The organism is Microvirga pudoricolor (assembly GCF_016892705.1).
GTDB lineage: Bacteria > Pseudomonadota > Alphaproteobacteria > Rhizobiales > Beijerinckiaceae > Microvirga > Microvirga pudoricolor.
In genome coordinates this window covers 295,764-309,798 of record NZ_JAFEMB010000003.1, presented here as the reverse complement: position 1 = coordinate 309,798, position 14,035 = coordinate 295,764, and the positions used below count along the sequence as shown (strand labels likewise).

9 protein-coding genes and 1 tRNA gene are annotated in these 14,035 nt (G+C 66.3%); 5 read left to right on the top strand and 5 right to left on the bottom strand.

Annotated elements, in window-relative coordinates; translation table 11 throughout:
* Positions 1–230 precede the first annotated feature (230 nt).
* Both ILT42_RS13065 and cpdR read right to left on the bottom strand, forming a co-directional pair.
* A tRNA-Val gene (locus ILT42_RS13065) sits at positions 231–305 on the bottom strand.
* A gap of 99 nt (positions 306–404) precedes the next feature.
* On the bottom strand, positions 405–761 hold the full coding sequence (gene cpdR, locus ILT42_RS13060; protein WP_204216048.1) for a cell cycle two-component system response regulator CpdR: 357 nt from the start codon (positions 759–761) through the stop codon (positions 405–407).
* A gap of 197 nt (positions 762–958) precedes the next feature.
* Between cpdR and ILT42_RS13055 the strand changes: the two genes are divergently transcribed.
* Entirely contained in the window at positions 959–1,846 is an 888-nt protein-coding gene (locus ILT42_RS13055) for an N-formylglutamate amidohydrolase (RefSeq protein WP_204216047.1), read from the top strand.
* 350 nt (positions 1,847–2,196) lie between these two features.
* The gene (hisN, locus tag ILT42_RS13050) at positions 2,197–2,979 is read left to right on the top strand and encodes a histidinol-phosphatase (protein ID WP_204216046.1); all 783 of its coding nucleotides are present in this window, start codon (positions 2,197–2,199) and stop codon (positions 2,977–2,979) included.
* Here the strand turns inward: hisN and ILT42_RS13045 are convergent.
* The gene (locus ILT42_RS13045; RefSeq protein ID WP_204216045.1) at positions 2,976–4,034 is read right to left on the bottom strand and encodes an alpha/beta fold hydrolase; all 1,059 of its coding nucleotides are present in this window, start codon (positions 4,032–4,034) and stop codon (positions 2,976–2,978) included. The two genes, hisN and ILT42_RS13045, sit on opposite strands and share 4 nt — an antisense overlap.
* 213 nt (positions 4,035–4,247) lie before the next feature.
* Between ILT42_RS13045 and ILT42_RS13040 the strand changes: the two genes are divergently transcribed.
* Complete coding sequence (locus ILT42_RS13040; RefSeq protein ID WP_204216044.1) at positions 4,248–4,721, top strand: Hsp20 family protein; 474 nt, start codon at positions 4,248–4,250, stop codon at positions 4,719–4,721.
* A 174-nt stretch (positions 4,722–4,895) separates the two neighbouring features.
* Here ILT42_RS13040 and ILT42_RS13035 read toward each other — a convergent pair whose 3' ends face one another.
* Entirely contained in the window at positions 4,896–5,972 is a 1,077-nt protein-coding gene (locus tag ILT42_RS13035; protein ID WP_204216043.1) for a threonine aldolase family protein, read from the bottom strand.
* Between the two features lie 586 nt (positions 5,973–6,558).
* On the opposite strand from ILT42_RS13035, the gene gltB reads away from it, so the two are divergent.
* On the top strand, positions 6,559–11,190 hold the full coding sequence (gltB, locus tag ILT42_RS13030; protein ID WP_204216220.1) for a glutamate synthase large subunit: 4,632 nt from the start codon (positions 6,559–6,561) through the stop codon (positions 11,188–11,190).
* A 74-nt stretch (positions 11,191–11,264) separates the two neighbouring features.
* Complete coding sequence (locus ILT42_RS13025; protein ID WP_204216042.1) at positions 11,265–12,686, top strand: glutamate synthase subunit beta; 1,422 nt, start codon at positions 11,265–11,267, stop codon at positions 12,684–12,686.
* 31 nt (positions 12,687–12,717) lie between these two features.
* Here ILT42_RS13025 and ILT42_RS13020 read toward each other — a convergent pair whose 3' ends face one another.
* A complete protein-coding gene (locus ILT42_RS13020; RefSeq protein WP_204216041.1) occupies positions 12,718–13,992 on the bottom strand; it encodes an SGNH/GDSL hydrolase family protein in 1,275 nt (424 codons plus the stop codon).
* Positions 13,993–14,035 lie beyond the last annotated feature (43 nt).

Genomic DNA, 14,035 nt, shown 5'->3' with positions numbered 1-14,035 from the left:
GCTCGAAACGAGCGACCCCTAGAGGCTTAGCGCACCAGTGAGTGGGGGCCGTGTAAGGCATATCGGGAGATTTTGCAACCGCGATCCCCTGCAAAAAACGGCAAATTCGCGGGTTTTCTCAGAGGCTTCGGGCTCATCGCGGCGCAGACCCGCAGGTCCAGCCCAGGCTTTCCTGAAACAACCGTCGATCGGATGATAACGCCGCAGGGTCTCTGGCGAGACGGTGGAGATGGTGGGCGATACAGGGATTGAACCTGTGACCCCACCCATGTCAAGGGTGTGCTCTCCCGCTGAGCTAATCGCCCATCTCCAAACCCCGGGACCCGCGGCGGCGGACCTGAGGCGTGTATGCGGGCCGTATAGCCGCAAGCGCGTTGCGACGCAAGCCGGCCCACGAACCTTTTTCAGGCCGCCATCATCTTCTCGACCTCGTTGACGAGCTCGCGCAGATGGAAGGGCTTGGACAGGACCTTGGCGTCCCGCGGGGCCTGCGAATCCGGGTTCAAGGCCACGGCGGCGAAGCCCGTGATGAACATCACCTTGATGTCGGGATCGAGCTCGGTGGCCCGCCGGGCCAGCTCGATGCCGTCCATCTCGGGCATCACGATATCTGTGAGAAGAAGCTCGAAGGGCTCCTCCCGCATGCGGTTATAGGCCGAAAGGCCGTTGTCGAACGAGGCTACGTCGTAGCCGGCGTTCTCCAGGGCCTTGACCAGGAAACGGCGCATGTCGTTGTCGTCTTCGGCCAGAAGGATCTTCATGTCTCGTGAATCCCGAATCGTCGCGAGATGGGTTTGAGCCTTGATGCGGCCCGGACGGTAAACAAGCGGTGAAGATTGGCGGCCCTCCGGCCATTTGCAGGGGTTCTCCGCGCAATAATGACAATGGACAGATGACCATCGCGCCGCCACATTACCCTGGTCTGCGGTGATTTTCCCCTCCAGCGATCAGAGTTACGATGCGGCCCGTCCTCACCGGTGAATTCGACCCTCCCTTCATCGTTGCAGAACCGACGCAGCAAACCGTTCCGTTCGTGTTCAACGTCCCGCATGCGGGCGCCGTCTACCCGGCGGCCTTCCTGGAGGCGTCCCGCCTGGACGCCCTGGCGCTGCGCCGCTCCGAGGACGCCTTCGTGGACGAACTCTTCGCCGACGTGACGGCCATGGGCGCGCCGCTGATGACCGCCTGCTTCCCCCGGGCCTATCTCGATCTGAACCGGGAGCCCTACGAACTCGATTCGCGCATGTTCGACGGGCGGCTTCCGGCCTTCTCCAATACCCGCTCGATGCGCGTCGCAGGCGGTTTGGGCACCATTCCCCGCATCGTGGCGGACGGGCAGGAGATCTATCGCTCGCGCCTGTCCGTGGACGAGGCCCTGCGGCGGATCGACTGGCTCTACAAGCCCTACCACCGCGCCCTGCGCCAGCTGGTCCACAGAACGTCCCAGACCTTCGGGCATGCTTTCCTGATCGACTGCCACTCGATGCCGTCGGGCAGCGTGAGCCGGGACGATTGCAAGGCCGACATCGTGCTGGGCGACCGCTACGGCACGAGCAGCGCGGGCATCCTCGTGGATCTGGTCGAGGGCGCTTTCCGGAGCCTGGGCTACCGGGTGGTGCGCAACAAGCCCTATGCGGGCGGATTCATCACGGAGCATTACGGCGAGCCCTCCCTGGGGCGCCACGCCCTCCAGATCGAGATCAACCGGGCCCTCTACATGAACGAGCGCGCCCTGGAGAAGAAGCCCGACTTTTCGACCCTGTCCCACGACCTGACCCTGGTCTTCGCCGGGGTCATGCAGGAGATCGACGGCTACTTCACGCCCCGCCAGATCGCGGCCGAATAGGACGAACCCACCGGGAGCGGACAAGAAAAAAGGCCGCTGTTGCCAGCGGCCCGAAGTTTAGGGAGGAAACGCCCAAGAAGGGCTGCGATAGAGCGACGCCATCGCCATATCGCACTGCAAAATATACAGTGCGCTGCACAATATTCAAGAACTTTCGAAGCCTCGCGCATGCAAGTCGCGCATGCCAGACCGCGAATAAACGGATAGTTGGACGCCCCTCCACGTCATGTTTCGAAACCACAGAGGCCGAAAAACGACAACATCATTTCAAAACCCGGTTTCCGGAGGAGCGGCTGGCGGCTAAAAGCGTCGCGACATCCGAGCCCTCGGACACGAGCAGGACCGCCTTCATGAAGCCCATCGATTTTACGCATTTCGTCAACGAGCTGGCGACCTCATCGGGCCAGGCGATCCTCCCCTTCTTCCGAACCGCCATCGCCACCGAGGACAAATCCCGGGGCGGGGCCTTCGATCCCGTGACGGAAGCCGACCGGGCCTCCGAGGCGACCATGCGCCAGCTCATCAAGCGCAGCTTCCCGACCCATGGCATCCTGGGCGAGGAGTTCGGGGCCGAGCGGACCGACGCCGAATATGTGTGGGTGCTCGATCCCATCGACGGCACCCGCGCCTTCATTGCCGGGCTGCCCACCTGGGGCACCCTCATCGGCCTCAACCGCAACGGCCGCCCGGCCTATGGCATGATGCACCAGCCCTTCACGGGCGAGCGCTTCTTCGGCGACGGCGGCAGCGCCACCTATCGGGGCCCCGGCGGCGAGCGCAAGCTGATGACCCGCCGCTGCGCCTCCCTCAAGGACGCCGTGATCTCCACCACGAGCCCCCGGATCTTCGAAGGCGACGAACTGCGCGCCTATGACCGGGTCGAAAGCGTGGCCCGGCTGGCTCGCTACGGCTGTGATTGCTATGCCTATTGCATGCTGGCGGCCGGCCATATCGACCTGGTGATCGAATCGGGCCTCAAGCCCTACGACATCGTCGCCCTGATCCCGATCATCGAGGGCGCGGGGGGGATCGTCACCGCGTGGGACGGCGGGTCGGCGGCCGAAGGCGGGCGCATCGTGGCGGCGGGCGACAGGCGCGTCCACGCCGCCGCTGTCGAGCTTTTGAGCCGCTAGGCTGAATCGACGGTCGCTCTTGGTAGGCGAATGTCCTCCGGCGCGACACGCGGACGTTCGTCTTCAGCGAGAGATTGCACCACGATCACCGGATCGAGCGCGTCCCCGAACGCCGTGTCGGGCGTGCCGGGGATGAAGGCGTCGAAGGCGGCCCAGAAATCCTGGCGGATCGCATCCCGCTCCATCATGATCTCATGGCGCGCGCCCGGAATGACGAGGGCGTGCCCGGCCTTGAGGCGCGCGGCGAACCGCTCGGTGGCGGGCGTGGCGCAGACCGGATCGGCCCCCGCCGCCACGATCAGGGTCGGCAACCGGATCTTCAAGGCATAGCGCGGATCGAGGAAGCGCTTCATGAAGCGGAAAGCGGAGTCGAGCCAAGCCACCGTTGGGGCCCCAACCGCCCCCGCTCCCACCGCCATGGCGGACCCGGCATTGCGGGCGTACCGGACCGGATCGCTCGTGAGGCGGTTGCCCGTGAAGGGCTTCGCGGAGATCGAGGTCTCGCCCCCGCCGGGCACGAACATCCGGCCGAGCCCGAGCCACTTCAGGAACCGGGCCGAGAAGGCCGCCAGCCGCAGGTGCTTGATGATGCACAGGGCGATCATCGGCGTGGTGGTGACGAGCCGTCGGAACGGGAGCCAGCTCTCATAGGCGGCGCTCAGCGCGACGGCCCCGCCCATGGAATGGGCCAGGCCGAAATGCGGTTCCGGCATGTGCGGCACCAGGATCTGATCCCTCACGGCTTCGAGGTCGAGCCTGTAATCCGCGAAGCGGCGCACATGCCCCTTGCGGGCGTTGCGCACCTGCCGGCTCGACAGGCCCTGGCCGCGCCAATCGAAGGCCACCACGGCAAAGCCCCGCTCGAGGAGCTCGCCCACGACCTCGAAGTACTTCTCGATCCACTCCGCCCGCCCCTGCAGAAGGCAGACGGTGCCCCGCGGTTCGCCCTCCGGCATCCAATAGGCGGCGCGCAAGGTGAGCCTGTCCTTGGTGGTGACGGCCTGGAGGACCGGATCTCCCGGAACCGGGTTGTCGGAGGTGGGGAAAAACTGCACGCGCGGGCCCTTGCGAACGGCTGCCGACCATCCGGCTGAACCCCCTTTATAGGGCGTGTTTTTTCTGGCGCCGCAAGGGGTGTTTCCGCCTTGACAAGGCTTTGGGCCGTTCCCACCTCAAAACCGTGCCGGCCACGATGGCGGCACCCCCTGTGATCCGGCCCATAAGCGGCGGATCACGCAACTGTATGTCGCTTCTAGGAAGGATATGCCATGCGTCAGTTCGATCTTGCTCCCCTGTACCGCAACACCGTCGGTTTCGACCGTCTGTTTTCGATGCTCGACCAGCTCGTCAGCGTCGAAGGTGCTCCGAGCTACCCCCCTTACAACATCGAGCGCACGGGCGAGAATGCGTACCGCATCTCCATTGCCGTCGCCGGTTTCACCGACCAGGATCTCACCATTGAGGTGAAGGAGAATACCCTCTCCGTACGCGGCGAGCGGAAGGCTCAGGACGAGCGTAAGTCCGATGTCCTCTATCAGGGCATCGCGGCCCGCACCTTCGAGCGCCGCTTCCAGCTGGCCGACGGCGTCCAGGTCAATGGCGCCAAGCTCGAGAACGGCCTCCTGCACCTCGACCTCGTCCGCGAGATCCCCGAGGCCAAGAAGCCGAAGCTGATCCCGATCGCCACCAACGGCGCTCCCCGGACCATCGAAGCCACCTCCGAGACCAAGCAGGCCGCCTAACGCGCCGCTGTGTCGCTCGGCTTAAAAAAGAAGCGCCCCGGTTTGGCCGGGGCGCTTTTTTGTTATTGGTGCTTTTCCTGGTCCAGGAGGCGTTGGACATCACCTCTGGTCAACGGTCTTGAACCTATAGATCCAGCCCAATTGCGGCGCCGTTAGGGCAGATTGCTGAACGGTTCACTCCGCAGCCTGACGGGACACCGCGGCTGAGGCGATCTCCAAGAGGCGATCCACCTGCGTCTCCTCGGTCGCGAAGGAAACGACGAGCCGGATCAAACTTTCGTCATCGGCGACGGATTCCTGCCGATCGAGGCTGAGATCGGTCCACGACATGTAGTGAGCGCCCGCTTCGCGCAGGGCACGGTCCATCGCGGCGGGAATGATCGGGAAGACTTCGTTCGCTTCGGTCGGCCAGGCGATGCGCACGCCCGGCAGCCGTGCGAGCCCGTGCGAGAGGCGCTTGGCCAGCGCGTTGGCGTGGCGGGCATTGGCGAGCCAATGGTCTCCCGCGAGGTATCCCTCGAACTGAGACGCGATGAGGCGGCCCTTGGAGATGATCTGACCGGCGCGCTTGCAGCGGTAGTCGAGGGCATCCGCCAGGGCCGTGTTGAAGACCACGATGGCCTCCGCCATCAGGCAGCCGTTCTTGGTGGCCCCGAAGGACAGGATGTCGACACCGCTTTTCCACGTCATCTCGGCCGGGGTGCAGCCGAGGCTCACGAGCGCGTTGGCGAAGCGGGCGCCGTCCATGTGAAGGCTCAAGCCACCCGTCCGGCAGACCTCTCCGAGAGCCGACAGCTCGGCCAGACCGTACACCGTTCCGGACTCGGTCGCCTGGGAGATCGACAGGGCCTTCGGGGGCATCTGCTTCACGGCCTTGGGCAGGCCCTTCAGGTAGGCTGCCACATCCCTCGCCTCCAGCTTGGACCCGACCACCGGCAGCCCGGACAGCTTGGCCCCATGCATGAAAAATTCGGGCGCTCCGCACTCGTCGTCGATAACATGCGCCTCCCTGTGACAGACGCACAGGCCCCAGGGCGGCACGGCGGATGCGAGGGCCAAGGCGTTGGCGGCCGTTCCCGTCGTGACGAAGAAGACCTGCACATCTCTCTCGAAGATGTTCGCGAAGCTCGCCTTGACGCTCTTGGTGAGGTCGTCGTTGCCATAGGCCGCCATGGCGCCGCCGTTGTGCCGGGCGATGGCCTCGAGAACAGGAGCACTGGCCCCCACGATGTTGTCGCTTCCAAAGTTCATCTGTGTCTCCTGAACGCCGGAACCCGCACCATCCCGCCATTCATGTCAAGACTATTGACCCTTCGGTGAAGCCTTTCAGGAATTCGAGCGGAAACATCGCGTTGATTGCGCTGCGTATGCCACACTTGAAACTTTTGTCTAAAATCTTTCTAATCCCTCTTGAACGAGGGCGGGAAGTCTGGCAACGTCCCCTCGGTTAGGACAGTCTTGCTGTCCCTTTTGGGCGCCGGTGCGCGCCCTTCGCCCGAGGTTTATCTTGATGCTTCGCCTGACGCGAACGAAACGAGATACCAAATTCGCCGCCCGCAAAACGCGGGCGGGCCGGGCTTTCTGCGGCTGAACTCAGCCTGGGATGCCCGCGAGGTGCGGGCTCTCGAACGGACCCACAGCCTCGGAACGACGCAAGACGCGGGCGGGCATCCGGACGAACCCTTCATCCGGCAGCCCGGCCCCCAGAGAGACGACGATTGTGCGAGCGGATGTGAGGATTGCGATGAACGACGTGTCGACCCCAGGACCGGACAGCTCAGCACTGGCCCCTCCCGCCCCCAGCCGGACGACCGCCGCGGACGGGACGTCGCCCGTGATGCGCGACCCCGCCTTTCCCCGCGCCCAGGGCCTCTACAACCCCGCCAACGAGAAGGATTCGTGCGGCGTCGGCTTCATTGCCGACATGAAGAACCGCCAGTCGCACGCCATCGTGGAGCAGGGCCTCCAGATCCTCATGAATCTCGATCACCGGGGGGCCGTCGGGGCCGACCCGAAGAGCGGCGACGGCTGCGGCATCCTGGTCCAGATTCCGCACAAGTTCTACGCCGCCGAATGCGCCAAGCTCGGCATCTGGCTGCCCGAACCCGGCGAGTACGGCGTCGGACACCTGTTCATGCCCCGCGACCCGGAGGGCTTCCGGCTCGTGGAGGAGATCGTCACCAAGGCGGTGGCCGACGAGGGCTTGGCCTTTCTCGGCTGGCGCGACGTGCCGGTGGATTCGAGCGACCTCGGCGACGCCATCAAGGCGTCCGAGCCCCTGCACCGCCAGATCTTCATCGGCAGGGGCAAGGGCGAGGACCAGGAATCCTTCGAGCGCCACCTGTTCCTGGCCCGCAAGGTCATCTCGAACGCGGTCTATAACCTGAAGGACCCGCGCACGGCGGGCTATTATCCGGTCAGCCTGTCGTCCCGCACCATCGTCTACAAGGGCATGGTTCTGGTGCGTCAGCTCGGCGGCTACTACCTCGACCTGCAGGACCCGCGCTTCGAATCCGCCCTCGCCCTCGTGCACCAGCGCTTCGCCACCAACACCTTCCCGACCTGGCAGCTCGCGCATCCCTACCGCATGGTCGCCCATAACGGCGAGATCAACACCCTGCGCGGCAACGTGAACTGGATGGCGGCCCGCCAAGCCTCCGTCGACTCGGAGCTGTTCGGCAACGACATCTCCAAGCTCTGGCCCATCTCGTACGAGGGCCAGTCCGACACGGCGTGCTTCGACAACGCCCTCGAATTCCTGGTGCAGGGCGGTTACTCGCTGGCGCATGCCATGATGATGCTGATCCCGGAGGCCTGGGCCGGCAACCCGCTCATGGACGAGAGCCAGCGCGCCTTCTACGAGTACCACGCCGCCCTCATGGAGCCCTGGGACGGACCCGCCGCCGTGTGCTTCACGGACGGCCGCCAGATCGGCGCGACGCTGGACCGCAACGGCCTGCGCCCGGCCCGTTACCTCGTCACGGACGACGGTCTCGTGGTCGTGGCTTCCGAGATGGGCGTGCTGCCGATCCCGGAGGAGAAGATCGTCGAGAAGTGGCGCCTCCAGCCCGGCAAGATGCTCCTCATCGACCTGGAGCAGGGCCGCATCGTCTCCGACGACGAGCTGAAGCAGCAATTGTCCCAGGCGCACCCCTACAAGGAATGGCTCGCCCGCACCCAGATCGTGCTGGAGGACCTGAAGCCCGTGCAGGCGCGCGAGTCGCGCACGGACGTGTCGCTCCTCGATCGCCAGCAGGCTTTCGGCTACACCCAGGAAGACCTGAAGCTTCTCATGCAGCCCATGGCCGTCACGGGCCAGGAGGCGGTAGGCTCCATGGGATCGGACACGCCGATCTCCGCCCTCTCGGACAAGTCGAAGCTGCTCTACACCTATTTCAAGCAGAACTTCGCCCAGGTGACGAACCCGCCGATCGACCCGATCCGCGAGGAGCTCGTCATGAGCCTCGTGTCGTTCATCGGCCCGCGCCCGAACATCCTGGACCTGGAGGGCACCTCGCGCCGCAAGCGGCTGGAGGTGCGCCAGCCGATCCTCACCAACGAGGACCTGGAGAAGATCCGCTGCATCGGTCATTTCGAGGACCGCTTCGACACCAAGACCCTCGACATCACCTACCCGGCCGAACTCGGAGCCAGCGCCCTCGACGGCGCGCTGGACCGGCTCTGCGACCGCGCCGAGGCGGCCGTGCGCGGCGGCTACAACATCATCATCCTGACCGACCGCATGGTGGGACCCGACCGGGTTCCGATCCCGGCGCTGCTGGCCACGGCGGCCGTGCACAACTACCTGATCCGCAAGGGCCTGCGCACGTCCGTCGGCCTCGTGGTCGAGTCCGGCGAGCCGCGCGAGATCCATCACTTCGCCTGCCTGGCGGGCTACGGCGCGGAGGCGATCAATCCTTATCTCGCCTTCGAGACCCTGCTCTCCATGAAGGACGAGATGCCGCCGGAGGTGGATGAGGAGGAGATCGTCTATCGCTACATCAAGGCGATCGACAAGGGCCTGCTCAAGGTCATGTCCAAGATGGGCATCTCGACCTATCAATCCTATTGCGGCGCGCAGATCTTCGACGCGGTGGGCCTCAAGTCCGACTTCGTGAACCGGGACTTCTTCGGCACGGCGACGACCATCGAGGGAATCGGCATGGACGAGGTGGCCGAGGAGGCGGTGCGCCGCCACCAGGACGCCTTCGGGGATTCGCCGATCTACCGCAACGCCCTCGATGTCGGCGGCGAATACGCCTTCCGGCAGCGCGGCGAGGTTCATGCCTGGAACACCGACACGGTGGCAACGCTCCAGCACGCGGTGCGCCTCAACGCGGGGGACCGCTACCGCGACTATGCCCGCCTCGTGAACGAGCAGGAGAACAGCCTCAAGACGATCCGTGGCCTCTTCCGCATCAAGCTCGCGGAAGAGATCGGGCACGCGCCCATCGCGCTAGACGAGGTCGAGCCTGCCGCCGAGATCGTGAAGCGCTTCTCGACCGGCGCCATGTCGTTCGGGTCGATCTCCCGCGAGGCGCACGAGACGCTCGCCATCGCCATGAACACCATCGGGGGCAAGTCCAACACCGGCGAAGGCGGCGAGGAGCCCGAGCGCTTCCGGCCCCTGCCGGACGGCCGCTCCAGGCGTTCGGCCATCAAGCAGGTGGCCTCCGGCCGCTTCGGCGTGACGACGGAATATCTCGTCAATGCCGACATGATGCAGATCAAGGTCGCGCAGGGCGCCAAGCCCGGCGAGGGCGGACAGCTTCCGGGCCACAAGGTGGACGCCAAGATCGCCCGCGTGCGTCACTCGACGCCCGGCGTCGGCCTGATCTCGCCGCCGCCGCACCACGACATCTATTCCATCGAGGACCTAGCCCAGCTCATCTTCGACCTGAAGAACGTGAACCCGGATGCGGATGTGTCCGTGAAGCTCGTCTCGGAAGTGGGCGTCGGCACGGTTGCGGCGGGTGTCGCCAAGGCGCGCGCCGATCACATCACGATCTCGGGCTTCGAGGGCGGCACGGGCGCGTCTCCCCTCACCTCCCTGAAGCATGCGGGCTCGCCCTGGGAGATCGGCCTCGCCGAGACCCAGCAGACCCTGGTGCTGAACCGCCTGCGCGGGCGTGTCGCCATTCAGGCCGACGGCGGTTTGCGCACCGGTCGCGACGTGGTCGTCGCGGCGCTTCTCGGCGCGGACGAGTACGGTTTCTCCACGGCTCCGCTGATCGCGGCGGGCTGCATCATGATGCGCAAGTGCCACCTGAACACCTGCCCGGTGGGCGTGGCCACGCAGGACCCTGTGCTGCGCAAGCGCTTCAAGGGCCTGCCCGAGCACGTGATCAACTACTTCTTCTTCGTGGCCGAGGAGGTGCGCGAGCTGATGGCCGAGATGGGTTTCAAGACCGTCGACGAGCTCATCGGCCGCTCCGACCTGCTCGACAAGAAAGACGCCATCAGCCACTGGAAGGCGAAGGGCCTCGACTTCTCGCGCATCTTCCACAAGCCGGACGTCGGCCCGGAGATCGCCACCCGCCACGTGGAGCGGCAGGTGCATCCCATCGCCGAGGTGCTGGACCGCAGCTTCATCGCCCAGGCGATGCCGGCGCTCGAGAACGGCGAGGCCGTGACCGTCGAGGCGGCCATCCGCAGCGCCGACCGCACGGCGGGCGCCATGCTGTCCGGCGAGGTGGCCAAGCGCTACGGCCATGAGGGGCTCCCCGACGACACCATCACGGTCAACCTCACCGGCACCGCGGGCCAGAGCTTCGGGGCCTGGCTCGCGGCGGGCGTGACGCTGACGCTCGAGGGCGAGGCCAACGACTATGTCGGCAAAGGCCTGTCCGGCGGCAAGCTCATCATCAAGCCGTCGCGGGCCACCAGAGCCGTGCCGGAGCGCTCCATCATCGTGGGCAACACGGTGATGTACGGGGCGATCGCGGGCGAGGCCTATTTCCGCGGCGTCGCGGGCGAGCGCTTCGCGGTGCGCAATTCCGGCGCCATCGCGGTGGTGGAGGGCACGGGCGACCACGGCTGCGAGTACATGACCGGCGGCCTCGTGGTGGTGATCGGCCAGACGGGCCGCAACTTCGCGGCGGGTATGTCGGGCGGCATCGCCTACGTGCTCGACGAGGACGGCACGTTCTCCCAGCGCTGCAACCTCTCCATGGTCGACCTCGAACCCGTCGAGGAAGAGGAAGACCTGATGCAGCGGATCCACCATCATGGCGGCGACCTGGAGACCAAGGGACGCATCGACCTCATGGCCGACATGTCAGGCCATGACGAAGAGCGCCTGATCCAGCTGCTCACGAACCACCTGACCTATACGGGCTCGGCCAAGGCCAAGGCGATCCTCGACGACTGGGCCTCCTACCGGACGAAGTTCGTGAAGGTCATGCCGGTCGAGTACCGCCGCGCCCTCCAGGAGATGGATCGCCGCCGGACATTGCAGGCCGCCGAGTAGGCATCGTTTGGACTTTAAGCATGGACTGGGCCACGGCCCGGTCGTGACGACAGCATAAGGTGGGGCAGACACCCATGGGCAAGGTTACAGGCTTCCTCGAATACGACCGGCAGGAGCAGAAGTATCAGCTCGCCGGAGAGCGCATTCGGCATTTTCGCGAGTTCACGCTGCCGCTCGACACGGGCGACCTGCGCAAGCAGGCGGCGCGGTGCATGGATTGCGGCATCCCGTTCTGCCACGGCCCCACGGGCTGCCCCGTGCATAACCAGATCCCGGATTGGAACGACCTCGTCTTCAACGACGACTGGGAGGAGGCCTCGCGCAACCTCCACTCCACGAACAACTTCCCCGAGTTCACCGGCCGCATCTGCCCCGCGCCCTGCGAGGAAGCCTGCACGCTGAACCTCGAGAACCAGCCCGTCGCCATCAAGACCATCGAGCAGGCCATCGCCGATAAGGCCTGGGAGATGGGCCTGATCAAGCCCGAGCCCTCCGATGTCTCCACGGGCCGGCGCGTGGCGGTGATCGGCGCGGGTCCGGCGGGCCTCGCGGCCGCCCAGCAGCTCGCCCGCGTCGGCCACGACGTGCACGTGTTCGAGCGTCAGGCCAAGCCCGGCGGACTGCTGCGCTACGGCATTCCGGACTTCAAGATGGAGAAGTACCACATCGACCGCCGCGTGAAGCAGATGGAGGCCGAGGGCGTCACGTTCCATTGCGGCGTGAATATCGGCGTGACGCGCACCTTCGCGTCCCTGCACAACGAGTTCGACGCGGTGCTGTTCGCGGGCGGAGCGGAAGACCCGCGCAACCCGAACCTGCCCGGGCAGGACTTGGTCGGCGTGCATTACGCCATGCCGTATCTGACGCAGTCCAACCAGCGCGTGGGCGGCGAGGACGTGACCACCGAGACGATCCTGGCCTCGGGCAAGCACGTGGTGGTGATCGGCGGCGGCGACACGGCCTCCGACTGCGTCGGCACCGCCTTCCGCCAGGGCGCGCTGTCCGTCACCCAGCTCGACATCCGCCCCAAGCCCCCGGAGCGGGAAGACAAGCTCACGGTATGGCCGTACTGGCCGACCAAGATGCGCACCTCGTCCTCCCAGGCGGAGGGCGCGGAGCGCGAGTTCCAGGCCGCGACGCTGGGCATCGAGGGCAAGAAGGGCCGCGTCATCGGCGTGCAATGCGCCCGCGTGGACGAGCGGCGCCAGCCGGTCCCCGGCTCCGAATTCCTGCTCAAGGCCGATCTCGTGTTCCTGGCCATCGGCTTCGCGGGCTCGGTGAAGGAAGGCCTGCTGGACCAGTCCGGCGTGTCCATGGACCGGCGTGGCAACGTCGTGGCCAACGATCGCGACTACAAGACCTCCAGCGATAAGGTGTTCGTCGCGGGCGACATGCGTCGCGGCCAGTCCCTGGTGGTGTGGGCCATCCGCGAAGGCCGCCAGGCCGCCAAGGCCATCGACGAGTTCCTGACCGGATCGAGCATCCTGCCGGTCTAGAAACGGCGCCTCTTCCGCAAGGGGTGCGGCCTCAGGGCTGCCACTTGAAATCGTCGGCCCGTCCCGGCGGCGGGCTGGTTGCGGCTCCGTCGCGCAGGGCGCGGCGGGCGGCGTAGGCTTGGTCGCCATCCAGGCGTGGAGGCGCTGACGCCAGGGAGCCGCCGGGCGAGACCTCCGTGCGAGTCAGGGGCAGGACGGGGCCGATCAGTGGTTTGACCGGAAGCAGAGGCATCGCGACCGGATCCGGCAGGGCCGGCATGTTGTCTTCCACCGAGATGGGCTGTCCTTCGGCGGGCGCCGCCGGCAGGGCCGCGACTGCGGCACCGGGTTTCGCTTCCAGGATCCGCTTGATCTCCACATCGGCGAAGTGGGCGACCTTGCGGGCGCCCGCCTTGGTGAAGAGCACCCCGTCATTGGCCCGCAGCTTCGCGGGCTGACCCTCCACGTCGGGTCCGGTGGCGGTGTAGTGGTTGTCCTCGTCCACGAAGCCCGGCCAGATGTCCACATAGGCGCCGCCGAGGCGCTGCACGCTCTCCCGGACGATCTCGTTCATGGCGATGAGGTCCTCCGAGAGCTTGTCGCTCTTCATGGGCGGCACGCCGATCCACACCACGGGAACAGACCGTTCCTTGAAGGCTTGCATCACGGCGTCGACCCGGCGGCGGTAGGCCTCTTGCCAGCGATCGGTGAGCGGCTCCAGCGTGCCGGCCTCTTCGCGGATCGCCTGCCGGTCGTTGGATCCCAGCATCACCACGGCGAGGCTGACCTTCTGGCCGCCGTCCAGGGTCTCCCGGATGGTCTTGGGCCAATCCGTCAGGTCCCCGCGCACGAGGCCCGCATCCGGCTTGGTCCTGCGTACGACCGCCACGTCCTTGTTCTCGGCATAGACATCGTCGATGCCCTGACCGGCGAGGTCCGCAAAGGCATCCCCGAACACCACCAGCTGGGTGGCGGCCTCCGTCTTGGGCGGTCGCTCCTGCCTCGCGACCGCAGCCGCGGCCGGAGCCGAGGGCCGGGGACGGGCCGGGCGGGCTTGGCGCGGCGTGACGGGGCGCATCACCTGCGGGGGCGGTTCGTCCGGGACGCCGAACAGGCGGCGCAGGCTGAAACCCTCCTGGGGGGCGGGCTGGGCGGGGCGCACGAGCTTGCCGGGGTAATAGCCCGGCGGATAGGCGCGCTGCCCCTGCGGCGGGGCGGGACTGCGCTGCTGGTACTGATATTGGTACTGGGCTTGCGCCGGCAGGCTGCCGGCCGCGAGCAGCGGCAGCAGGATCAGGGCCATCCAGGGGCGGTTCAGCCAACGCATTCCGGCATCCGGGTCTCGTTCCGATCCGGCCAATATAGCGTGA